This is a genomic window from Corynebacterium sp. MSK012 (assembly GCF_030232435.1).
Lineage (GTDB): Bacteria > Actinomycetota > Actinomycetes > Mycobacteriales > Mycobacteriaceae > Corynebacterium > Corynebacterium jeikeium_D.
The window spans coordinates 143,724-166,912 of record NZ_JASPJU010000008.1; the positions used below are offsets into that span (position 1 = coordinate 143,724).

23 protein-coding genes and 1 tRNA gene are annotated in these 23,189 nt (G+C 59.8%); 14 read left to right on the forward strand and 10 right to left on the reverse strand.

What is annotated here, in order from left to right; all coding sequences use genetic code 11:
* The first annotated feature begins 5 nt into the window (after positions 1-5).
* The 7 genes from QP977_RS07120 (at position 6) to QP977_RS07150 (ending at position 5,741) form a co-directional block, all read left to right on the forward strand.
* Positions 6-1,046, forward strand: a complete 1,041-nt coding sequence (locus QP977_RS07120; protein ID WP_049172244.1) for a MazG nucleotide pyrophosphohydrolase domain-containing protein — start codon at positions 6-8, stop codon at positions 1,044-1,046.
* A gap of 71 nt (positions 1,047-1,117) precedes the next feature.
* Positions 1,118-1,978: a lytic transglycosylase domain-containing protein gene (locus QP977_RS07125; RefSeq protein WP_049172246.1), complete on the forward strand. Its 861-nt coding sequence runs from the start codon at positions 1,118-1,120 to the stop codon at positions 1,976-1,978.
* Between the two features lie 85 nt (positions 1,979-2,063).
* Entirely contained in the window at positions 2,064-3,338 is a 1,275-nt protein-coding gene (gene eno, locus QP977_RS07130; RefSeq protein WP_048733955.1) for a phosphopyruvate hydratase, read from the forward strand.
* A 112-nt stretch (positions 3,339-3,450) separates the two neighbouring features.
* Entirely contained in the window at positions 3,451-3,987 is a 537-nt protein-coding gene (locus QP977_RS07135; RefSeq protein WP_048733957.1) for an FtsB family cell division protein, read from the forward strand.
* A 138-nt stretch (positions 3,988-4,125) separates the two neighbouring features.
* Positions 4,126-4,662, forward strand: a complete 537-nt coding sequence (locus QP977_RS07140) for a DUF501 domain-containing protein (RefSeq protein ID WP_048733959.1) — start codon at positions 4,126-4,128, stop codon at positions 4,660-4,662.
* On the forward strand, positions 4,663-5,652 hold the full coding sequence (locus QP977_RS07145; RefSeq protein WP_049172251.1) for a Ppx/GppA phosphatase family protein: 990 nt from the start codon (positions 4,663-4,665) through the stop codon (positions 5,650-5,652).
* A gap of 12 nt (positions 5,653-5,664) precedes the next feature.
* Positions 5,665-5,741, forward strand: a tRNA-Leu gene (locus QP977_RS07150).
* 62 nt (positions 5,742-5,803) lie between these two features.
* Here the strand turns inward: QP977_RS07150 and QP977_RS07155 are convergent.
* Together QP977_RS07155 and QP977_RS07160 are read right to left on the reverse strand one after the other, a co-directional pair.
* Positions 5,804-7,387 carry a succinic semialdehyde dehydrogenase gene (locus QP977_RS07155; protein ID WP_049190697.1) on the reverse strand — a complete coding sequence of 528 codons (1,584 nt, stop codon included), beginning with the start codon at positions 7,385-7,387 and terminating at the stop codon, positions 5,804-5,806.
* Positions 7,388-7,458: 71 nt separating this feature from the next.
* Positions 7,459-7,791 carry a hypothetical protein gene (locus tag QP977_RS07160; RefSeq protein ID WP_048733964.1) on the reverse strand — a complete coding sequence of 111 codons (333 nt, stop codon included), beginning with the start codon at positions 7,789-7,791 and terminating at the stop codon, positions 7,459-7,461.
* A gap of 235 nt (positions 7,792-8,026) precedes the next feature.
* Here QP977_RS07160 and QP977_RS07165 point away from each other — a divergent pair, with 235 nt between their 5' ends.
* Positions 8,027-8,854 (forward strand): Bax inhibitor-1/YccA family protein, encoded by an 828-nt coding sequence (locus QP977_RS07165; RefSeq protein ID WP_048733966.1) that lies wholly within the window; start codon positions 8,027-8,029, stop codon positions 8,852-8,854.
* Positions 8,855-9,103: 249 nt separating this feature from the next.
* Here QP977_RS07165 and greA read toward each other — a convergent pair whose 3' ends face one another.
* Positions 9,104-9,616, reverse strand: a complete 513-nt coding sequence (gene greA, locus QP977_RS07170) for a transcription elongation factor GreA (RefSeq protein ID WP_049192847.1) — start codon at positions 9,614-9,616, stop codon at positions 9,104-9,106.
* A 173-nt stretch (positions 9,617-9,789) separates the two neighbouring features.
* Positions 9,790-10,257, reverse strand: a complete 468-nt coding sequence (locus QP977_RS07175; RefSeq protein ID WP_048733970.1) for a DUF4307 domain-containing protein — start codon at positions 10,255-10,257, stop codon at positions 9,790-9,792.
* 261 nt (positions 10,258-10,518) lie between these two features.
* Between QP977_RS07175 and mca the strand changes: the two genes are divergently transcribed.
* From mca to QP977_RS07195, 4 genes are all read left to right on the forward strand, one after another.
* Positions 10,519-11,373, forward strand: coding sequence for a mycothiol conjugate amidase Mca (mca, locus tag QP977_RS07180; protein ID WP_069359268.1), 855 nt, complete (start codon positions 10,519-10,521; stop codon positions 11,371-11,373).
* Positions 11,374-11,400: 27 nt separating this feature from the next.
* Positions 11,401-11,685: a hypothetical protein gene (locus tag QP977_RS07185; protein WP_147766736.1), complete on the forward strand. Its 285-nt coding sequence runs from the start codon at positions 11,401-11,403 to the stop codon at positions 11,683-11,685.
* A gap of 313 nt (positions 11,686-11,998) precedes the next feature.
* Positions 11,999-13,090 carry a 3-deoxy-7-phosphoheptulonate synthase gene (locus tag QP977_RS07190; RefSeq protein WP_049172260.1) on the forward strand — a complete coding sequence of 364 codons (1,092 nt, stop codon included), beginning with the start codon at positions 11,999-12,001 and terminating at the stop codon, positions 13,088-13,090.
* A gap of 38 nt (positions 13,091-13,128) precedes the next feature.
* A complete protein-coding gene (locus QP977_RS07195; protein WP_016423188.1) occupies positions 13,129-13,914 on the forward strand; it encodes an isoprenyl transferase in 786 nt (261 codons plus the stop codon).
* A gap of 30 nt (positions 13,915-13,944) precedes the next feature.
* On the opposite strand, the gene coaA is transcribed toward QP977_RS07195, so the two are convergent.
* On the reverse strand, positions 13,945-14,880 hold the full coding sequence (gene coaA / locus QP977_RS07200; protein WP_038626177.1) for a type I pantothenate kinase: 936 nt from the start codon (positions 14,878-14,880) through the stop codon (positions 13,945-13,947).
* 150 nt (positions 14,881-15,030) lie between these two features.
* Between coaA and glyA the strand changes: the two genes are divergently transcribed.
* Positions 15,031-16,332 carry a serine hydroxymethyltransferase gene (glyA, locus tag QP977_RS07205; protein ID WP_005510713.1) on the forward strand — a complete coding sequence of 434 codons (1,302 nt, stop codon included), beginning with the start codon at positions 15,031-15,033 and terminating at the stop codon, positions 16,330-16,332.
* A gap of 41 nt (positions 16,333-16,373) precedes the next feature.
* On the opposite strand, the gene QP977_RS07210 is transcribed toward glyA, so the two are convergent.
* Entirely contained in the window at positions 16,374-17,621 is a 1,248-nt protein-coding gene (locus QP977_RS07210) for an HNH endonuclease signature motif containing protein (RefSeq protein ID WP_284847221.1), read from the reverse strand.
* A 159-nt stretch (positions 17,622-17,780) separates the two neighbouring features.
* Complete coding sequence (locus tag QP977_RS07215; RefSeq protein ID WP_284847222.1) at positions 17,781-18,338, reverse strand: GNAT family N-acetyltransferase; 558 nt, start codon at positions 18,336-18,338, stop codon at positions 17,781-17,783.
* Between the two features lie 80 nt (positions 18,339-18,418).
* Between QP977_RS07215 and QP977_RS07220 the strand changes: the two genes are divergently transcribed.
* Complete coding sequence (locus tag QP977_RS07220; protein WP_070642105.1) at positions 18,419-19,177, forward strand: enoyl-CoA hydratase-related protein; 759 nt, start codon at positions 18,419-18,421, stop codon at positions 19,175-19,177.
* Positions 19,178-19,219: 42 nt separating this feature from the next.
* Here QP977_RS07220 and metS read toward each other — a convergent pair whose 3' ends face one another.
* The 3 genes from metS to QP977_RS07235 form a co-directional block, all read right to left on the reverse strand.
* Complete coding sequence (metS, locus tag QP977_RS07225; protein ID WP_048733989.1) at positions 19,220-19,387, reverse strand: methionine/alanine import NSS transporter subunit MetS; 168 nt, start codon at positions 19,385-19,387, stop codon at positions 19,220-19,222.
* Between the two features lie 5 nt (positions 19,388-19,392).
* Positions 19,393-21,003: a sodium-dependent transporter gene (locus QP977_RS07230; RefSeq protein ID WP_069359264.1), complete on the reverse strand. Its 1,611-nt coding sequence runs from the start codon at positions 21,001-21,003 to the stop codon at positions 19,393-19,395.
* A 295-nt stretch (positions 21,004-21,298) separates the two neighbouring features.
* The gene (locus QP977_RS07235; protein ID WP_005510658.1) at positions 21,299-22,471 is read right to left on the reverse strand and encodes an acyl-CoA dehydrogenase family protein; all 1,173 of its coding nucleotides are present in this window, start codon (positions 22,469-22,471) and stop codon (positions 21,299-21,301) included.
* Positions 22,472-23,189 lie beyond the last annotated feature (718 nt).

The window sequence follows — 23,189 nt, forward strand, 5'->3', positions numbered from 1 at the left end:
ACCGTATGACTATCATCAAGCTCGATAGCCGCTTTCCAACAGCGATTCCGCTGGAAGCCGCTAGCCTGCTGACCGGTGAAGTCAGCTACACCGAAGAAGTCCCGATCCGTGTGCGCTGGGCAATCGCCGACGCCGGTGGGCACTCGGTGTCCCAGGCGGAGATTCTGGTCACCACCGATATGGAAAACGACGAGGTACTCGATCGCCTCGATGCGGGCGAGAAGGTCTACTCGGTCGAGCTGGATGATGCGCCGGACCCAGCAGCTCCGGCAGCTCAGGTTGCGGCGGCTCCCCAGCAGGACTCGGTGAAAGAACCTGAGCCAGAACCGGTTGCAGAGCCAGGGGCAGAGCCTGTTGCAGAACCGCTGACTCCGCAGGAACAGCTTGCCGCAGCTCGTCTGCCCCACGTCGTCGAGGCCGTGGACATCATGGCGGCAGCACGGCGCACGGGGCAGTGGGAAGCTCGCCAGACGCACAAGAGCCTGCTGCCGTATCTCATTGAAGAGGCCTACGAGTTTGTCGACGCAGTCAACGAGGGCGGTGACATTCGTAGCGAGCTGTCGGATCTGCTGCTGCAGATCCTCTTCCACGCTGAAATCGCGGAGGACTTCGACTTCGACGATGTGGCGACCGACTTTATTTTGAAGATGCGCGCTCGTCAGCCGTACCTCTTCGACGGCACTGTGGCCGAGGGAGAGATGGTGTCGGAGGAAGAACAGGAGCGACTGTGGGCTTACGGCCGCGGACGTCCGCGCTCGAACCCGGCCACACAGCTGCCAGCTCTGACTTTGGCTGAGGAAGCCATCCGCCGCGCACGTGCACTGGGACTGTCCGATGCAGACATTCCAGTGGAGATTCTGGTCCCGACCCCGGGGCTGGAGACTGAGTCCGGTGCGGAAGAACGGACCCGACAGGCTTCACGCACATTCCTGACTGAGCTGGCCCAGATGGAGAATCAGCAGGCCGGCAGTGCTGAGCAGTGGGCAGCGGGCAGCGAAGATAACGAAGAGGCTGAGGACTTCGGCCCGTCGGAAAGCGACAGCTAGTTTCCAGCAAAAGTGATTTCTGTCCTCGAGTTTGAGTGATTTTTACGGTCTACCCCGTAGAGTAATTCCCCATGCCTTCTAATTCTCCCTTTGATGAATACGCGCACCCCGCACCCCGCGGGGCGAAGCCGCGTGGCCGCAGTAAGGGGAAAAAGAAGTCCTCGAGAGGCTGTGGCTGCCTCGGTCTAACCTCCCTGGCGGTGCTGATCATCATTGGCACGGTTGGGGCGTTGGCTATGTTCACTGGACCCGTAATCCCGTCGTTGACCAAGAAGCCGATTCCGGATAATGTGCCGCCTGCTGCGGCTGAGCCACCGCCGATGATTGATGTCAACGCGCCCGGGCGCACCTCGGAACAGCTCCGACAGTGGGCGCAGCAGATTTCCCCGAAGACGGGTATTTCTGAGGACGCTCTCCGCGCCTACGGCAACGCATATGTGATTGCGGCAGAACAGTTCCCGAACTGCCACCTGGAGTGGAACACGCTTGCAGGACTGGGCAAAGTGGAGACTAATCACGGCACGTACTCGGGCAATTGGCTCAAGCCGGCTCATATCGGCGCCGATGGGGTAGTCAGTCCGACGATTATCGGTCCGCCGCTGGACGGCACGAGTGGGTTTGCTGAGGTTCTCGATACTGACAACGGCGAACTCGACGGTGACACAGAGTATGACCGCGCTGTGGGGCCGATGCAGTTTATTCCCGAGACCTGGCATCGTTTTGCGATGGATGCGTCTGGTGATGGTGTCGCCGACCCCAACAACATCGACGACGCAACTGCGACCACCGCACGGATGCTCTGCAGTGGGGAACGCGACCTCGCCACCCCGGAAGGGTGGGCATCTGCAATTCGCTCATATAACCAGTCTGAGCAGTATCTTCGCGATGTTCGGGACGCTGCGGCGAACTATGCGCTGAATCAGCCCGCATAGGGTGAAAAGGATTTAAGGCGAAGGTTGGCAAACCGTGCCACAATTGGAGTCATGTGCCGGAACGGTTCCGGCGGAAAGGTGACCTATGGCTGCAATCATCGAGTTGAACGCACGCGAAATTCTGGACTCCCGTGGTAACCCGACCGTTGAGGTTGAGGTGCTGTTGGAAGACGGCGCTGTGGGCCGCGCTGCGGTTCCGTCCGGTGCCTCCACCGGCGTTCATGAGGCACACGAGCTCCGCGATGGCGGAGACCGTTACCTGGGCAAGGGTGTCGAGAAGGCTGTCCGCGCTGTGCTCGAGGAGATTGAGGACGCAATTATTGGCCTCGAGGCTGAGGACCAGCGTCTGGTTGACAAGACCATGATTGAGCTGGACGGCACCGACAACAAGTCCCGCCTGGGTGCTAACGCAATCCTGGGTGTTTCCATGGCTGTTGCCAAGGCTGCTGCTGAGTCCGCTGGCCTGGATCTGTTCCGCTACGTCGGCGGCCCGAACGGTCACGTTCTGCCGGTTCCGATGATGAACATCCTCAACGGTGGCGCACACGCTGACTCCGGCGTTGACGTCCAGGAGTTCATGATTGCTCCGATTGGCGCCCCGACCTTCAAGGAAGCACTGCGCGTCGGTGCTGAGGTCTACCACGCACTCAAGAAGGTCATTAAGGACAAGGGCCTGTCCACTGGCCTCGGTGATGAGGGCGGCTTCGCTCCGTCGGTTGACTCCACCAAGGCTGCACTGGACCTGATTGTTGAGGCAATTGAGGCCGCAGGCTACAAGTTGGGCGACGATGTCGCTCTGGCTCTCGACGTCGCTTCTTCCGAGTTCTTCAAGGACGGCAAGTACCACTTCGAGGGCGGCGAGCACACCGCTGAGGAGATGGCAGCTGTCTACGCTGACCTGGTTGAGAACTACGCCATCGTCTCCATCGAGGATCCGCTGCAGGAGGATGACTGGGAGGGCTACACCACCCTGACTGCTCAGCTTGGTGACAAGGTCCAGATCGTCGGCGACGACTTCTTCGTCACCAACCCGAAGCGTCTGGCAGAGGGCATTGAGAAGAAGGCCGCTAACGCTCTGCTGGTCAAGGTCAACCAGATTGGTACCCTGTCCGAGACCTTCGAGGCCGTCGCAATGGCTCACAACGCCGGCTACAAGTCCATGATGTCCCACCGCTCCGGTGAGACTGAGGACACCACCATCGCTGACCTGGCTGTCGGCCTGAACTGTGGCCAGATCAAGACCGGTGCTCCGGCTCGCTCCGAGCGCGTTGCTAAGTACAACCAGCTGCTGCGCATCGAGGAGTACCTGGGTGACGCTGCTGTCTACGCTGGTCGCAGCGCATTCCCGCGTTTCAAGTAAAGAGCTGAGGCGCTGCGAAAGCTGCGTCTAGCACTGCCCGTCCGCACCACGCACGTGGTTGTGGGCGGGTTTTTGTTATTTCATCGGCTGGCGGTCGGGTAGAGTGTGGGGCATGAGTGCATCGGACCGATCTCGCCGCGGAACACAGTCGCGCCCTGCAGGGGCGGGGCAGCGTTCGGCAGCGGCAATCGCATCGGGAATGCGCTCGCTGAGCACGGCACAGAAGATCGGTATTGGTCTGCTGGTGCTTTTCTTAGTATCTGTTCTCGCAATTCCGCTGCGGACTTTTGCACAACAGCAGGCGGATGTAGCCGCAACGCAGGACAATATTGCTCGCATGGAACAGCGAATTAAGCAGTTAGAGGATGAAAAGGAGCTGTACTCCAACCCCGCCTATGTTAAGGAGCAGGCACGTCTGCGCCTGGGGCTGGTAGAGCCGGGGGAGACCCCATTCCGTATCCTCGATCCGGCCGTGGGCGAACAGCCTGTGACGCAGCCGGAGGAAATTCCGCAGCACCAGGCCAAGAAGTGGTACGAGACGCTGTGGGATTCCATTTCCATCCCGCCCGAACCCGAAGAGACTCGCCCTAATCCGGGGCGCGATCAGGCAACGAGGCCAGAGAGCTTGCCGACGGTACCGGAGTCCTAAACCTCCGTAGGGCTACCTGGGGCCTCTCGGTGAGGTTGCATGCGCGGCGGAGTGTGCCGTCGTAAAGCGAAGCAACGCGCTTGTAAGGCGACTGTGAGATTATGTGTCAGTAAAACGGAAGCAAAAGGAGTGTGACCGATGTCTGTGGATACCGCAGATTTGGAAGTGATAGCGGAGCAGCTCGGACGTGAACCGCGCGGTGTAGTGGACATCTCTTACCGCAGCCCCGACGGCACTCCTGGTGTGGTCAAGACGAAGCCGCGCTTGGACGATGGCACTCCGTTTCCCACGCTCTTTTACCTAACTGATCCGCGACTCACCGCGGAGGCCTCCCGGTTGGAGACGACTGGCGTGATGAAGGAAATGACCGCGCGTCTGGAAAGCGACGAAGAGCTCGCCGCCGATTACCAGCGCGCGCACGAGGCGTTTCTGGCAGAGCGCAATGAGATGGAAGACCTGGGCACGGACTTCTCCGGTGGCGGCATGCCGACGCGCGTGAAGTGCCTCCACGTTCTTATTGCCTACGCGCTGGCCAAGGGGCCGAATCACTTCCGACTGGGTACTGAGTCGGTGGCGCTGGCGGCGGAGAACGAGAAGCTGCGCGGCACCGCGATTCCCGCAGATTGGCCCACGATTGCCGAGCTCGGTATTGCGTATCCGGGGGTGGAGGGATAAATGACGACCCTCGCTGCCGTCGACTGCGGCACTAATTCGCTTCGCCTGCTTATCAGCCGGGTCGAGGTTGTCGATGGAGTTCTCGAAATCACAGAACTGCACCGACTGATGGAAATCGTCCGCCTTGGCCAGGGCGTGGATGCCACTGGCATGCTGGCTCCAGAGGCGCTGGAGCGCGTGCGGGAGGCTCTGACGAAGTATGCGGAGCTTATGCAGGTCGAAAAAGTGCAAGCAGTCCGAATGGTGGCGACATCGGCGACACGCGACGCAAGCAACCGCGACGATTTCTTCGCCATGACCCGCGAGATTCTCGCTCCGTGGGGTGCAGAGGCCGAGGTTATTTCCGGCGACGAGGAAGCCGCGCTGTCCTTCCGCGGGGCGGTAGATGACTTGGAGCCCGAGCTCGGTCCGTATTGCGTCATTGACGTCGGCGGTGGCTCCACCGAGGTTATTGTCGGTGACCACGATGGTACGGTAGCCGGTTCTGATTCCGTGGCTATGGGCAGTGTGCGCTTGACCGAACGGTTCCTGCAGGCCTCGCCACCGACGGCGGAACAGGTCCAGGAGGCGCGTTCGTATGTTGCGGAGCTGGCCGACGAGATTGTTGCGAAGGTGCCTGTCGACAAGGCTCGCACCATCGTCGGCTGCGCCGGGACCTTCACCACGCTGTCGGCGCTGGCACAGGGGCTAGAAACCTACGACCCGGAGGCAATCCACCTGTCGCAGCTGCGCTTTGCGGCGTTGCGTGCGCTGACCGCGTCCGTGATTGAGACCGACGCGGAGTCCCTCGCTGCCAATCCCGTGATGCATCCGAAGCGCGCGGATGTCTTCGCCGGCGGTTCCATCATTGTGGACGGTCTGATGGACATGTTTGAGGCGCTGCCGCTTTCCGAGGCAGCGAAGGAAGAGCAGCGCTTTTTCTACATCAGCGAGAAGGATATCCTCGACGGAATTGTGGCGAGTTTGGTAGACACCCATATCGCCCATTAATCTTTCTTAGGGGCCCCTATAGCCCAATTGGCAGAGGCAGAGGACTTAAAATCCTTTCAGTGTGGGTTCGAGTCCCACTGGGGGCACCAAAAGGCCAGGTCGGAGAGTTTTCTGACCTGGCCTTTTGCTATCTGTGTGCGCTACATGCGGATTACGGCAGGACGTTGAACTTCTTGCCGAGGACAAGTGCCGTGTTGAACACCTTCGAGTACAGCTCACGCGGCATCTGTGGCATCGACACAGGGGAAAGGCGCTGCACGGTCACTGTCTGCTCATCGGTGTACTTCAGCAGGCCGCCCGCTGCTTGACGACGGCCCACACCCGAATCCTTGAAACCACCCATCGGGGCATCGACAGACGCGAAGGCCGCAGCAAAACCATCGTTGACATTGACGGTACCGGCCTCAAGCTGTGGAGCCAGCTCCTTTGCGCGACGCGGGGAGGTCCACAGCGAAGCGTTGAGGCCATAACGGGAATCGTTGGACTTGGCGATAGCCTCATGGACGTCCGAGACACGCTGGAGGACTACCACCGGGCCGAATACCTCTTCGGTCAGCAGGGCGACGCCCTCCGGGACGTCGGTAAGCACGGTCGGTTCGTAGAACAGCGGTCCCAGATCCGGGCGAGGACGACCGCCGGCCAGCACGGTGGCGCCGGCCTCGATGGCCTCGTCGACCATGGACTTGACGATGTCGAACTGGCCCTGCGACTGCAGACAGCCCATCTCGGTTTCCCATTCGTAGCCAGCGCCGATGGACATTGCCTTCACGCGGTCGGTGAATGCCGGGACGAATTCGTCCCAGACGGAGTCCACGACATAGATTCGCTCAATGGACACGCACAGGTGACCGGAGTTGGTGAAACAGCCGATGCGTGCGCCCTCGACCGCGCGGTTGATGTTGGCATCTTCAGCGACAATCAGCGGGTTCTTGCCGCCGAGCTCCGCGGAGAAACTGATCAGGCGTTCGCCGCACTGCTGTGCCAGCGAGCGGCCGGTCTCGGAGGAGCCGGTGAACATCAGGAAGTCACACTGGCCGACAATGCCCTGGCCGACAACGCGACCGGGTCCTGGAATGACCTGGAAGAGATCCTCCGGAAGGCCAGCGCGGTAGAGCAAATCGACAGCGAAGAGAGCGGTAAACGGAGTGGTGCTGTCCGGCTTGAGCACGATGGCGTTACCGGCCATCAGTGCAGCCAGCGCATCGGAAACCGCGAGGGTCAGCGGGTAGTTCCACGGAGCAATAACACCGACGACGCCCTTTGGGTGGTGGTAGACGGTGGTCTTGGAAAGTACCGGGACCGCGCCGTGCGCTCGCTTCGGCTCAAGCAGTTTCGGGCCCTGATTGCCGTAGTAGCGGGCGGTGATAGCGGTGTGTACGAGCTCCTCGTGGGCACTGGCGCGGTTTTTACCGGTCTCGGCCTGCAGCAGGTCCAGCACCTGGTCGCAGTGGGTAAAGAGCAGGTCGTGGAAGTGGTGCAGCACTTCGCCGCGCTTTTCCGGCGCCATGCGGGCCCACTTCTTCTGCGCGGCACGGGCACGCTTGAATGCCTCGTCGACATCGGCCTGGGTACCGACAGGAATCTGCGCCAGCTCCTGGCCGGTAAATGGTGCCGAGATAGTGGCGGTCTTCGACTTATCAGCTACCGTGACGCGCTGAAGAAGGCGGGCAACGAGCTCGTCGTTAAGCGGATTGCGGATGGTAGTTCGGTTTGTCGTAGCAGTAGATGCTGTCATGGCACAGATACTACTGTTGCGCGGCGCCCCGAGATAGTAAATTTGGCAAAACTACAAAAACTTAGAAAACTTTAGTAAGTAGTCCAGCCCATCCGACGGTTGCGGTCCGGGTCGCGCGGGCCATCGTTGCCGAACTCGAACGGTTCGTGGCCGTCGACATCGCCGTAACGCATCTCCGGGTCATCATCCAGATCGTCGTCGACGTCGATGTCCGGCTTTTCCTCGGCCAACCGCTTGCCGAGGGTGTCATGCGGAGAAGCGCCCCGCCAGCGGTCCGGCGGATCCATTACATAATTCTCGCCATCACCGGTGAGGAAGTCGCCATCGAGTCCCTCTGAGCCATCGAGCGTGGTCTCGTCGAAATCACCAGTGGTATCCGGATCGTAGTCAAGGCCATCAGACATCTTGACCAACCTCCTGTTTCATAATCACTCATGTGGTGCCCACGCCTGGCGACTGTGAGTTTTTCCGCGATTACAAAATCACCGCCAGCAGGCGAGGAATTACCTTGATACTAACTGTTTTTCAGGGTTGGGAACAATACCTTTACATCGCCCGTTGTAGAAAGTGTAGGCAAACGTAAGCGCGTGTGCCTGAATACAAAACGTAAGAAAAACTGAGAAAAGAAAGAAGGACGACGTGCGCGAAAGCAGCAATCCTGCATTCAGTTCACTTACTAAGACCGTCGCCCGCGGACAGGCGGGCGCACATCACTACGGCCAAGGCCAGATGGGCGCTGGCTACGGGGATAACCCGTACCAGTCGCAGGTTGCCGCCGACTACCGTCCGATGACGGTCGACGATGTCGTTTCCAAGACCGGCATCACGCTGGCAACCATCATCGTTTTGGCTGCGGTCAATTTCTTCATTGCCGTCAGTGTCTCCACCAGCCTGGCCATGATTCTGACCATTGTCGGCGCCATCGGTGGTCTGATTACTGTTTTGGTTTCCACCTTCGGCAAGAAGTACGGCTCCGCGCCGGTTACCCTCACCTACGCGGCCTTCGAGGGCCTCTTCGTCGGTGGCATCAGCTTCATGTTCACCGCTCCAATTCAGGGCGTTGCCGCAGGTGCGCTGATTATGCAGGCAGTGCTGGCCACCCTGGGTGTCTTCATCGGTATGCTCTTCGTCTACAAGTCGGGCGCTATCCGCGTGACCCCGAAGTTCACCCGTTTTATGAGCGCGGCTCTGATCGGTGTGCTGGTCCTCATGCTGGGCAACCTGGTGCTCTCCCTGTTCGGCCTGGGCTTCCCGCTGCGTGACGGCGGCATGCTGTCGATCATCTTCTCGCTGGTCTGCATCGGCCTGGCAGCCTTCAGCTTCCTGATTGACTTCGATCAGGCTGACCGCCTGGTCCGCGCTGGCGCTCCGGCTCAGTACGCCTGGGGTGTCGCCCTCGGCCTGGCTGTGACCCTGGTCTGGCTCTACACCGAGATTCTGCGTCTGCTGTCCTACTTCAGGGACTAAACGCTAGAAAACTAACTAACGCACAAGCGCCGGTTAGCCCGTTATTACGGGTTGGCCGGCGCTTTGTTGTTGGCAGTCGACGTATTGACCGATAGGGTTGTGCAGTGTGACGTCGTAAAGCGCGATATCGAAGCGGGAGAGGGCACAAAAAATGGACCGATAGGCCATATGGGCTTCTATCGGTCCAAGAATCGGGCACTGTGGTCCGAAGTTGCCGCCTGGGTTGAGGCGGTCTAACGCCGGGAGCGCTTAGGCGTCCATCTCCGGGTCGTACGGCTCAGCCTTGACCACAGTGACAGACACTTCGTCGCCGCTCGGGGAAGCGTAAGTGCGGGTCTCGCCCTCCTTAGCGCCGACCAGAGCCTTGCCCAGCGGGGAATCGGTGGAGTAGGTCTCCAGGTTCGGGTTGGAGGAGTCAGCGCCACGGGTACCGATGAGGAAGGTCTCGGTGTCGTCTTCGTCGCCGTCGTAGTAGACGTGGACCACGGTGCCGACCAGAGCCACACCGGACTCCTGCGGAATCTCGCCGACGGTGGCGCGCTGGAGCAGGTCTTCGAGGTAGCGGATGCGTGCCTCTTCCTGTCCCTGCTGCTCGCGGGCGGCATCGTAGCCGGCGTTTTCCTTCAAGTCGCCCTCTTCGCGGCGCTCGTTAATCTCGGCGGCGATGACCGGGCGGTTTTCATATAGCGCCTCAAGCTCGCCCTTGAGCTTGTCGTAGGACTCCTGGGTGAGCCATGGGCTATTGTTCTTTGCCTCAGTCATGGTTCCTCCTGTGTTTTGGCTATTTAATACAAAAGCGGCCCCGCTTGGGGCCGTCGGCTGCGTCACAGGATAGCACTGTCACGCCACATGGCAATAACAGGCGCGTCGGAGTGTTGTTGCGCACGCTTTACGACGTGCCGTGAAAGCGCATAATCCTCAGTTGCGAAAGGCGGTTACTTAGCAGGTGCGAGGAACTCCGGAATGTCGGTGGAGCAGCCGTAGACATCGCCTGCGACGGCCAACTCGCGGGTGGCAATGGGGACGTCCATACGCACCGTAGCGGGGCCGCCGCCCGGAATGAATACGTCGCGACGGCCGACCTCTGCCACGTCATAGTTCAGCGCGTAGATAATGCAGTAGCTATCCAGCTCCGGCTTTTCGCGGGTGACGTCCAGGGTGAAGATGAACTGCTCATCTTCCTTACCTGGAGTGCGGCTCCAGCCCGCTTGCGTTGCAGAGACATCCGGGGCGGAGACGCGGTTCATCTGAACGAAGATGTATGCGCCGGCGATGACGAGCATGCCAACAATAGCGATGACAACCAATTTTGCGGGGAGAGTGCGACTGTTGTCCCCATAGCGCTCGCGCTGCCCGTTAGGCGCTGCGGTATTTCGGGTGTTTCGCTCCGAACTTTCAGCCATGCTTTTTAGCCTATCGGAGTTCTTGGTCGACGTGGTAAAATGTTGACAGTTAAACAATCTTTCTGGTGTGGCGCAGTGTCCTGCTGCTATGTTGTTCCACCGAGTAGCGATGCTGCGTGGTCATATGATGGTGCAGCGCTATAGTGGGGCGGTATTGAAACGGTGCTGTAGTAGCATCGTTGCGGTCGAAGGGCCCCGGCCTCGGCCAGAAAACATGGACTGAGATAGTAGCGGGAGTGACTTCAATTGGCACTTCGTCTGATGGCAATTCACGCTCATCCTGATGACGAATCGAGCAAGGGCGCCGCAACAATGGCCCGATATGCGGCGGAAGGGCATCGCGTCAAAGTGGTGACCTGCACCGGCGGTGAGGCCGGTAGCATTCTCAACCCGGCGATGGATCGGCCGGAGGTGCGGGAGAATATCGCCGCGGTGCGCGTTCACGAAATGGCTGCAGCCGCTGAGATTCTCGGTGTTGAACATGAGTGGCTCGGCTTTACCGACTCCGGTCTGCCTGCGGGCAACCCGGTGCCGGTGCTGTCGCATGGTGTGTTTGCTCGCCAATCGGTCGAGGATGCGACCAAGCCTCTCATTCGGGCCATCCGGGAATTCCGCCCGCACGTTGTCATTACCTACGACGAAAACGGTGGTTACCCGCACCCGGACCACATCATGACCCACATCGTGTCCATGCGCGCTTGGCTGGAGTCTGGAACGGATAAGTACCCCGAGCTCGGTGAACCATGGGAGATTTTCAAGCTCTACTACACCCACGGTTTCATCAAGGCGCGCCTCATCGCGCTGGATAACTACTACCGTGACAACGGCTTGGAAAGTCCGCTGGCCGAGTCCTTCCGCCGTTGGACTAAGACTCCCGGCGACATCATGACCCGCGTGACCACACAGGTCGAGTGCGGCGATTACTTCCAGCAGCGGGATCAGGCGCTGCTGGCGCACGCCACGCAGATCGATCCGAACGGGCCATTCTTCGCCGTGCCAGTAGACATTCAGCAGCGCGTTTGGCCGACCGAAGAGTTTGAGCTCGCCCGCACTCGCGTGCAGACTGAGCTGCCAGAGACCGATCTCTTCGCCGGTATCGACCCCGACGCGGAATAGTCCGGAATTAACGCTAAGCTGGAACTCATGATTGAAAGCTTCGATGCCTTGGCGGCTCGCACGACAGTTTTCCTGGCGCAGAACCCCACTGGTCCGCGGGGTGCTGACTTCGGTAAGGCCTCTCCTATTGGCCTGCTCATCATTGTCGTTTTGCTCATCGTCATCCTGGCTCTCGGCTGGGATCTCTCGCGGCGCGCGAAGCGCATGGCCGCCCGCCGGAAGTTTGCCGAGGCGCACGGTATGGATCCCTTTGATTCCGAGGCCGTGGATAAAGCGATGGCTGCAGCAGAGCAGCGTCGTGAAGCGGAGTAGTTAGCGTCAAGGCATGTGCGCGCCGCTTGACGACGGGCAATGTGTGCACCCCTGATTGTTTCCCATGTGGCGGGATTTGGAGTTCGAATTGCGGGATTCTAGGCAGTGCGCTACAGTCAAGCACATGCGTATGTGGCGATTTTATTTTTCGAAGGCTCCGGAGGCAGTGACGACATAGTCACAGCCGGCGGCTAATCGTCACGTCGCCACCAACCGGAGCCAAAGGCAGCAGCCCCAACCAATCGGGGCGCTGCCTTTTGTCGTATCTACAGCCAAAATGCGCAACTAATCACCCAGAGAAAAGAGACCTCAGATGACCCCTCCAACTTCCCTCGAAGCCCCCGCCTCGACCGCGAACCGCCGCGTCGTAGCCTTCCACGACCTGCCCTCCCCAGAAGAGGTCATGGCCAAACAGCCACTGACCCCAAACCTGGTTAACGAGGTAGAGCAGTCGCGACTCGACGTCGCCCGCGTCATCGCCCGTGAAGACGATCGTCTGCTGGTCGTTGTCGGCCCGTGCTCCATTCACGACCCTGAGGCCGCCATCGACTACGCCCGCCGCCTGAAGGCCACCGCCGATGAGCTCGACGAGGACCTGCTGGTCGTCATGCGCGTCTACTTCGAAAAGCCGCGCACCACCGTCGGCTGGAAGGGACTCATCAACGACCCCGACCTGGATAGCTCCTTCAAAATCAACAAGGGCCTGCACATGGCCCGCGAGGTACTCATCGAGGTCCTGCGCACCGGCCTGCCCGCCGGCGCCGAATTCCTCGAGCCCAACAGCCCGCAGTACATTTCCGACGCCGTCTCCTGGGGTGCAATTGGTGCGCGCACCACGGAGTCGCAGGTCCATCGTCAGCTCGCTTCCGGACTTTCCGTGCCCATCGGCTTCAAGAACGGCACCGACGGCAACGTCCAGGTCGCCGTGGACTCGCTGGTCTCCGCAGCAAACCCGCACTTCTTCTTCGGCATGAACGACCAAGGCCGCGCCGCCGTTGTCGAAACCGCCGGCAACCACAACTGCCACATCATCCTCCGCGGTGGCACCTCCGGCCCGAACTGGGACGAAGAATCGCTTAACGACGCCGAAGCGCGCCTGAACAAGGCCGAGCAAACCGTCAGCATCATGGTGGATGCCTCCCACGCCAATTCCGGAAAATCCGAGGTGCGCCAGGCCGAGGTCGTTGAGGAGCTCGGCAAGCTCATCGGGGGCGGCGACGAGCGCATCACCGGCATCATGATGGAGTCCTTCCTCGAAGCCGGCGCGCAAAAAATTACCGATGGTCGTAAGGGCCTCGTATACGGCAAGTCCGTCACCGATGCGTGCATGGATTGGGAAACCACCGACCGGCTGCTGCGTACGCTTGCGGCAGAAGTTCGGAAGCGTCGGCAGGCACGCGACTAAGCACAAAGTGGCCGTGCCCATTGGGTAGGGTTACATATGTGAAAGAAAACCAGCCGTCCTCACTCCGGCGGATCGCCTATCCGCTCTACGAGCGCAAACTAGCCCAAGAGCTAGAAGGAAAACCTCGCCCCAAGCACGTTGCCATCATGGCCGATGGCAACCGCCGCTGGGCGAGGGAGGCTGGATTCACCGACGTCAGCCACGGCCACCGCGTCGGCTCCCGCAAAATCGCAGAATTCGTCGGCTGGTGCGCCGAGCAGGAAATCGAGCTGGTCACCATCTACCTGCTCTCCACCGAAAACCTCGGGCGAGACCCCGAAGAGCTGGAATTACTGTTCGACATCATCGCCGACGTCGTCGACGAATTGGCGCAATCGCCTAACGACGTGCGCCTGCGCATGGTCGGCCACCTCGAGCTCCTTCCGGAAAGAATGACCGCCCGGCTGCGTCACGACGAAGAAGTCACCGCGAACAACACCGGCATCCAGGTCAACATCGCCGTTGGCTACGGCGGCCGGCAGGAAATCGTCGACGCAGTACGCAGAATCATCCGGGAATCAGTCGCCGAGGGAATCGATGCTTCCGAGCTTGAGGAGCGCATCACCACCGATGCCATTTCTCGCCGCCTCTACACATCCGGACAACCGGACCCCGATCTGGTCATCCGCACTTCCGGAGAACAGCGGCTCAGCGGCTTCCTCCTCTGGCAAACCGCCTACTCCGAGATTTGGTTCACCGATACCTACTGGCCCGAATTCCGCCGCATCGACTTCCTCCGCGCACTTCGAGACTTTTCGCAGCGCTCACGCCGCTTCGGCAAATAACCTCCCTACATCCGGAAAAATTTCCGGATGTTAGAGTTTGCGCATCCGGACCCTCGAAACCTTGTGGTCCCGAGACTTCGTAAGAACTAATGACGCCCGCACTCGAGTGGGCAAAATATTTTCCGTCAGGTTCGGCAAGTTCACCTGCTGCCAAATGCGTCGGGCCACCTCGGCCGCAGCTTCGTCGTCAAGCGTGGCGTAATCCGCGAAGTGCGCGCCCGGAGCGCGAAACGCCGTCTGGCGGAGACTGAGGAAACGATTAATGTACCAGCGTTCGATGTCCGCGCGCGGGGCATCGACGTAGACACTGAAATCGAAAAGATCGGAAATCATCAGCGTCGGGCCCGTCTGCAAAACGTTGAGCCCCTCGAGAATGAGAATGTCCGGACGATCGACATCGACGAACTCATCCGGCACCCGGTCATAGAGCGTGTGCGAATACACCGGCGCCTTCACATGCCGCGCCCCCGACTTCACCGCCGTGACAAACCGCATCAACGCACGCTGATCATACGACTCCGGATACCCCTTGCGCTGCATAATCCCACGGCGATTCAATTCCTCAGAAGGATAGAGGAAGCCATCAGTAGTAACCAAGTCCACCCGCGGATTAGTCTCCCAGCGCTCGAGCAGGACCTGCAGCAAACGCGCCGTCGTTGACTTGCCGACCGCCACCGAACCCGCGACGCCGATAATAAACGGCACCGACGCCCCCTTCGAAGGATTTTCCCCAAGAAAGTTCGACGTTACGGCGTTCAGCTCCCGATGCGCCGCCACACGCATGTGAATCAGACGAGAAAGCGGAAGATAGACCTCGGCGACTTCGTCCAGGTCGATGTTTTCACCGATACCGGAAAGTCGTTCAGCTTCCTCTTCCGTCAGCACCAGAGGCATATTCTTGCGCATTTCGCGCCACTGCTCGCGTTTGAACTCGACGTACGGGCTGGGGGATGTTGCGCGCGTCATACTTCCAATTGTGCCAAGGGGGTGCCGAAAACCGGAAAACGAGTCAATAAAGGGGGCATACCTGAATGGTGCTGCTTTCGTGGTTTGCCCCATAAAGGGCTAGCATGGCCTGTGGCATTGAAGTTTCATTGAAAGGTCGAAAACCTACTCATGACCGGGTCTAACAATAACGATGTCCGCTACCAATCGCTGCGTGAACTCGATCCCGACCTCGCAGAGGCAATGGCAGGGGAGCTCTCTCGTCAGCGTGACATGCTCGAAATGATTGCCAGTGAGAACTTTGTTCCACGTGCAGTGCTGCAAGCTCAGGGCTCGGTTCTGACCAACAAGTACGCCGAAGGCTACCCGGGCCGTCGTTACTACGGTGGCTGCGAATACGTCGACGTCGTCGAGGACATGGCACGCAACCGCGCCAAGGAGCTCTTCGGCGCTGAGTTCGCCAACGTTCAGCCACACGCAGGTGCGCAGGCCAACGCTGCCGTTCTGCATGCGCTAATCAACGCCGGTGACAAGATTATGGGCCTCGACCTGGCACACGGCGGTCACCTGACCCACGGCATGAAGCTGAACTTCTCCGGCAAGCTCTACCACGTCGCCGCATACGGTGTGGACAAGGACACTATGCGGATCGATATGGACAAGGTGCGTGAGCAGGCGCTCGCAGAAAAGCCGGATGTTCTCATCGCAGGTTGGTCGGCGTACCCGCGCCACCTCGACTTCGAAGCTTTCCGTTCCATCGCCGATGAGGTCGGTGCGAAGCTGTGGACGGACATGGCGCACTTCGCAGGCCTGGTTGCCGCCGGTCTGCACCCGTCGCCGGTTCCGCATTCTGACGTTGTGTCGACCACCGTTCACAAAACCCTCGGTGGTCCACGTTCGGGCATGATTTTGGCTAAGCAGGAGTACGCCAAGAAGCTGAACTCCGCTGTTTTCCCGGGGCAGCAGGGTGGCCCGCTGATGCACGCCATCGCCGGCAAGGCCGTGGCGCTGAAGATTGCTGGTACCGAGGAGTTCAAGGAGCGCCAGGAGCGCACTCTCGCTGGTGCCCGCATTCTGGCTGAGCGTCTCACCGCTTCCGACTGCGCCGAGGCTGGCGTCGATGTTCTCACTGGCGGCACCGATGTCCACCTGGTTCTGGCGGATCTGCGCAATTCTGAGATGAACGGCCAGGAGGCCGAGGATCTGCTCCACGCTGTTGGCATTACCGTCAACCGCAATGCTGTTCCGTTTGACCCGCGTCCTCCGATGGTTACATCCGGACTTCGTATCGGTACTCCGGCGCTGGCCACCCGTGGTCTCGACGAGAAGGCCTTCACCGAGGTCGCCGATGTCATCGGTACTGCTCTCGCCGCCGGCAAGAATGCGGATGTTGACTCCCTGCGTGCTCGTGTTTCGAAGATTGCTCAGGAATTCCCGCTTTACGACGGCATCGAGGACTGGAACCTCATCTAATTCTGCGTTTTTGCAGCGCAAGTACCCGTTCTAGCAGTGCGCTAGGACGGGTTTTCCCGTACATCCGGGTTTTGGTCCGGAGGTGGTGGCTCCGGCCCGAGCTGTTTCGTCGTGCCTGCCCGGTATCCGGCGTAGGACCTCCCGGACATTGATGTCACGAATGAGTTGCTAAACAGCGGCGGCCGAGTTTTATCCGGCGGGCGCCATCGAATATGTCCGGATGTGGGGATGCGTTCGAGGTGGCCGTTGCGTCCTTCCCGGTCGTCGTCGTTAAGCCCGTTGTGTTCTCGGCAGACCATGGTGAGGTTGTCCAGCGTGGTTGTGCCGCCGTTTTTGTGGGCGACTAGGTGGTGCGCTTGTCCGCTATAGGCGGGGCGTTCACAGCCGGGCCAGGCGCAGATGGGGTTGTCGATGAGCATCGCGATGCGCTGCTCTTCAGTCGCCAGACGTGGGTTGCCGATGGGAAATAAGTCCGTAATGGCGCTGTGCTCGTCGTAAAGCACGGCCCACCCGGTGTCGGCGAGTAGGGCGTTAAGGAAGACGTCGGGGGCGAGCGCGGAGCCGTTGGTGGTGGCGGCGAATCGCGGGCTGTAGTCGATGAGGTCTTGTGCGGTGATGATGATGGCGGGTTGGTAGCGCATTTCATCGAGCTTGTCGACGGGCGTTGCGGCATCGGCATGCTCGAGGCGCTCGGCAAGCGCTTGGCCGACGCAGCGGTCGTGGGAAAACTCCGGATGGGACTTCCGGATTTCTGCGGCACGGATGGTAAGTGGCGACAGGAGATTGTCGAGCATATCCGAGGGGCCGGAGATGTGGAAGTGCTTCATTCCCCGGATGTCTACCTTCCGGGAAAATCGGGCGCGCAGATGCTGGGGTGGCTCGTCTTCGGTGTTGAGCTCGGTGAGAGTTTCCCGCATGTAGAGATCGAGTTCTTCGAAGCCGAGGCGTTCGGCGGCAGCGACGAATGTGAGCCGCAGGTTGTCGTGGAGTTCGGCGTTGTTGACTTGGCGGCTGCGCTTGTCGATAAGCACGCAGGTGTCCAGGCTGAGGCCGAGCTGGCGCGCAAGGGCGGTGGCGTCTTCGCGGGCTTTGGTGTTTTCCTCGGTGTCAGCGGGTTGGAGATAGTGGGCGGCGACGCGTAGCAAAAGCCGGAGGCGCGCCGGGTCAAGGCCGAGGGTTGCCGCCAGGTGGGAGGTGGCGTCGTGGCCGTCGGGACGCGCGGCGTGGAGTTCCGCTAGCGTGTCCATTCCACGCGAGGCCAGTGCGGCGAGCGTCCCAAGAACTGTCATGCCTTTGAAGGTAAAAGTCCGGATGTAGGGGGACAACGCCTATGGGGGCAGGCTGTGGATAAGTCAGCCGGTTTAGCAGTTATCCACATCCGGACTTTTCACGGCGCAAAACGCAGCGCAGCTGCACCGCCGTACCGCCGCACCACGCGCTGCCGTCTGTTACGCCCCGAAGTCGCGCAGGGCGCTGCCGGTGAGGCGGAAGGTGTCCCATTCGTCCATGGGGAAGGCGCCGAGGGAGCGGTAGAAATCGATGGAGGGTTGATTCCACTTCAGGACGCACCACTCGACACGTGAGTAGCCTCGCTCCACGGCAATTCGCGCGAGGTTCTGCAGCAGTGCTTTGCCCTTGCCGGTGCCGCGTGCCTCGGGGCGGACGTAGAGGTCTTCGAGGTAGATGCCGTGGGTGCCTTCCCAGGTGGAGTAGTTGAGGAACCACAGTGCAATGCCGTCGAGGCGCGGGCTGCCTCCAACACCGCCAACACCGCCAGCAACACCACCAACACCGCCATCACCGCCACCGGCGCCGTCGTCCAAATTTCCGGATGTGGAGTCGACGACGTGGCAGAAGATTGCAGGGTTGTCCCCGAAGAGCTGTTCGCGCAGGCGCTCGGGGGTCAGTCGGACGGCATCGGGTTCTTTTTCGTAGGCCGCCAGGTCTTTGATGAGGTCGACGATCTCGTGGACGTCGTCAGGCGTGGCGGGGCGTGGAAGTGTCATGTGTCCCTTGTTACTCGCGGCGAGTGATTTGGTGCAAAAGTGCGTCCGAGGCGGGGGAGATTGCGATAACCTGCGAGGTTATGAGCAACGTTACTCAAGACTTTTCCGACGGCATTCTAGCCATCACCATCGACCGCCCGGATGCCTATAACTCCCTGGATAAGAATCTCCGCTTGGAGCTAAAGGCCGCTTTTGAGCGTGCACAGGAGCCGGATGTGCGCGCTGTTATCCTGCTCGGCGGGCCGAAGGCGTTTTGTACGGGCCAGGATTTGAAGGAGCACATTTCTGACCTGCAGTCCGGCGCCGGCATGGGCAAGGTTGTCGAGGAGTACAACCCGATGGTCGCGGAGCTGACCGCGATTAACGTTCCGGTTATTGCCGCTATCGAAGGTGCTGCGGCGGGTGCCGGCTGGTCGTTGGCGCTGCACTGTGATTTCCGTATCGCGGGCCCGAAGGCGTCGTTCAAGGCGGCGTTCCCGTCGATTGGCCTGGCCACGGACTGTGGCATGTCGGCGCTGCTGCCGCGCATGGTCAGCGACGCGAAGGCGCGTGAGCTGTTGTTCTTCGATAAGAAGGTGCTTGCCGACGAAGCCCTGAGCCTCGGCCTGGTCACTGAAGTGGTGGATAATCCAGCGACTCGGGCACGTGAGTTGGCTGTCCAGTTTGCGGCGGGGCCGACGGCCGCGCTGAAGGAGATTAAGGCTCTGCTGCGCCGGGATACCTTGTCTGCCGCTGCGGCGGAGGCGGACGCGCAGGCTCGTTTGGCGGTCTCGGCCGACCATAAGGAAGCGGTGGCCGCGTTCTTGGAGAAGCGACCACCGCATTTCGTAGGTGAGTAAGGCAGATACCTGGAGTGGCAGGGGAGAGGTAGTAGTGAAGAACTACTGCTCTTCCTGTGCTCCTAGTACTTCACTGGTGAGTTCTGGGTGATCTCCCAGCTCACCGGAAACCTCGTCAGGGTGCTTGGATAGGCTGACCAGCGAGACCGCCAGACCGCCCCAGATGACGATGATGAACAGTGCCATCATGACAATTGCGATACCGGACATTTGGCTTAAACCTCCTCGGTTTCCGGAGTGTGCTTGCGTGGCAGGTGTGAGGACCGCTTGAAATCTGGCGTCACACCGAAGTCCGAGCCCGGAGGGCCATCGAGACGGTGTTGGCCGCGCCAAGGCAGGATGGCCATAATCAGAGCGCCGATGAGAATCACGCCGATGACACCCCAGCCAAAGATGTCGATTTGGGTGTCGGAGTAGCCTTCGTAGTTTTCCTGGAAAAGTCCAATGAGCTCCTGGAACAGGATGACGGCGAGAATGACCGGCGTGATGTTTCCGACGAAGATCTGCCACATGGTGCCGACCTTGAACGAGGACACGGCGTTGAGGTGCATGGCGAACTCGTTGGTGCGGCGCAGGATCCAGTCGATTGCGATGATGGTCAGCAGTGCAACCAGGACGATACCGACGTTGTTGGTGAACTTATCTACGATGTCGAGGGTTACCAGACCTGAGGTGGTCGGGAAGGCCAGCAGCGAGATGACGGCCATGGCGCCACCGACGGTGAGGGTGGCCTGGACGCGGCCGAGGTTCAGCTTGTCCTTTACTGCGGAGACGACGACCTCGAGCAGCGACATCAGGGAGGTCACACCGGCGATTGCCAGGGAGAGGAAGAACAGTAGCCCGAAGACCGAACCGATGACCTTTGGCATCTCAGAGATGACCGTCGGGAATGCGATGAAGGCAAGACCAATACCGGAGGTTGCGACCTCGTCAACGGCCTGACCCGACTGCGCTGCCATGAAGCCCAGGGTGGCGAAGACGCCGATACCGGCGAGAACCTCGAAGGAGGAGTTTGCGAACGCGGTGACCAGGCCGGAACCGGTGAGGTTCGTGCGTGGCTTCAGGTAGGAGGCGTAGGTCAGCATAATGCCGAAGGCCACGGACAGGGAGAAGAAGATTTGGCCGTAGGCGGCAATCCATACGCTGGAGTCAGTGAGTGCGGACCAGTCTGGGGTGAAGAATGCGTCCAGGCCCTTTGCGGCGCCGTCGAGCGTCAGGGAGTAGATGACCACTGCGACGAAGAGGATGGTCAACAGTGGGATGAAGACAATCGAGACCTTACCGATGCCCTTGTCCACACCAGCGGCCAGAATGCCGATGACGAGTACCCAGACAATGAGCAGGACGATGGAAATCGAGGGGACGAAGTCCAGAGAGAAGACGCTCTCGGTGTCTACTTGGAGGAAGTCCTTCATGAAGTGGGTCTCGGCATCTGGGCCCCAGCTCTTGCGGATGGACTTCCAGGCGTAGATGAAGGACCACGCGATAATAACGGCGTAGTAGACGGTAATGAAGAAGGCGATACCGACCTGGATCCAGCCGATTGGCTCAGCCCAGGGCTTGATGCGACGCATCGACTTCGGTGCGGACCCTCGGAAGCGGTGGCCGATGGCGAAGTCGAGGAAGAGCAGTGGGATACCCGCGGTCAGAAGTGCGACCAGGTAGGGGATAAGGAAAGCGCCACCGCCGGAGTCATACGCGACATAGGGGAAACGCCAGATGTTTCCAAGCCCGACTGCCGAGCCGATAGCGGCGAAAATGAAGGCTGCTCGGGTGGAAAACACCTCCCTTCGCTGAGGGGTAGCGGTCGAGTTGGTTGTGCTCATACCTCTGGAACTCCAATCCTTCATCTCCGGTCACGCGCTCGCGCGGCCTAGGAGGGAATTTGGTGAAGTGCATCACCATTACCTAACAGAATCTTAGTATATGAGATGGGCATCTCATTGTATAGTTTCGGTTTTGTAGGGGGTAATGTTTTTGGTGAGGGGTATGGCACAGGGGAAGGGAGCTCTAATCCAGCCTCGTAAATAATCGCCAGCCACCTACTTTGAGGTATGCAAAAACCCCGCCAGGAAGACCTGACGAGGTTTGGGGCGAATCGGCTAGACCGACGTGCGCTGTTTACTCTGCGCCGCCCTTGGCGATACGACGGAAGATGATCTCCTTCATGATCTCGTTGGTGCCACCGTAAATGGTCTGGACCTTGGAGTCGAGGTAGTGAGTGGAGATTGGGTACTCGAGCATGAAGCCGTAGCCGCCGAACATCTGCAGGCAGCGGGTAACGATGTCCTGCTGCTCCTCGGTGGTCCAGTACTTGGCCATGGAAGCACCGGTCTCGTCCAGCTGGCCAGCGTTGTGGGCCATAACGGCCTGGTCAACGAAAGCCTGCAGGGCGGTGACGCGGGTGGCGATGTCAGCCAGGTAGTGGCCGTGGACCTGGTGCTGGATAATCGGGCGACCGAATGCCTCGCGCTCCTGAGCGTACTTGTAAGCCAGGGTCCAGGCGCGGCGGGAAGTTGCGACAGAGCCGCAAGCCAGGGTCAGGCGCTCGTGAGCGAGGTTGGTGCGCAGGTAGCCGAAGGCAGCGCCCTCTTCGCCGAGCAGGTTCTCGGCCGGAACGCGGACGTTGTCGAAGTTGAGCTCAGCGGTGTCCTGAGCCTTCAGGCCGACCTTCTGCAGCGGGCCAGCCTTGGTGAAGCCCTCGAGATCAGCGTCGACGATGAACATGGAGACGCCAGCGCGGCCCTTGGATGGGTCGGTGATAGCTGCGACGAGAGCGAAGTCGGCCATCATGCCGTTGGAGATGAAGATCTTGGTGCCGTTGAGGACGTAGTGGTCGCCGTCCTTCTTGGCGAAGGTGCGCATACCTGCCAGGTCAGAACCGGCGCCCGGCTCGGTCATAGCGAGGCAGCCGATGGTGTCGCCGGCGTTCATGGAAGCCAGGTACTTCTGCTTCTGCTCTTCGTTACCGAACTTGGCCAGGTACGGAGCGACCAGGTCGTTGAGAACGCCGAAGGAAACGACGATGGAGCCACAGTCAGCGTTGGAGAGCTCCTCGTTCAGGACCTGGTTGTAGCGGAAGTCCATCTCTCCGCCGCCGCCGTATGCCTCCGGGGTGGACATACCAATCAGGCCCAGCTCGCCGGCCTTCTTGAAAATCTCGCGGTCCGGCTGACCTTCCTTGTGCCAGCGCTCTACGTTCGGGGTGATTTCCTTCTCGACGAAGCCGCGAACCATGTCGCGGAACATGTTGTGCTCTTCTTCGAAGTGAGTACGGGGCAGAAAGTCCTTCATGACATGCTCCTAGAAATATTGTCGTGGAATTTTTGTCTTAAGGCCTTTTCGTACGTCGCAGATAAACGCTGCAGATAAACGCGATGGCCTCGGTTCATCGTCATAGTGACTATGACTGTTGTACCCCATTATGCATGAGTGTGATGAGAGACACTTGTTTTTTTAAAAGTTTTTTCCCGATTGATGACGTGAAATCGCTTGACGACGGATATTGTGCCCAACCTTCCCGGAAAACTACCCCCGTTGCGGTTGGAGGTTGCTATTGAATCCAGACTATCCTCGACAGTCGGCAATGTTAGGTAATGCTAACCTACAAAGCCAGGTGAATGGCTATTTTTGTCATATCTGACAGACGGGACCCTGGGGCTTTGGGGTGGATAGGGTAGGCGTTTTGGATGGTCATCATGGGGGTGATTAACGAAACATTCTCGTTTTCTTATTCCCATTAGTGCTGGTGGTAGTTAGTATGAGCATCAGGTGGAGACCGGTTCCCTTGATTATCCGAGCTTCTTCCACTGCAGTCATAGCAACCTCCAATTGCACTCGAAAAAATGACGCGACCTGTGCGCCGTCCCCGTGGAATGGACAGCGAGCAGGTCGCGTTATTTTTATTTTTTATTGCTGCGATTAGGCGCTAGTCGGGGGTTAAGTAAAGAAAAGTGTGTCTTTTCCGGGCGTGTTGCGGTTATTTGATCCAGCCTTTTTGGATGCCGAGGTT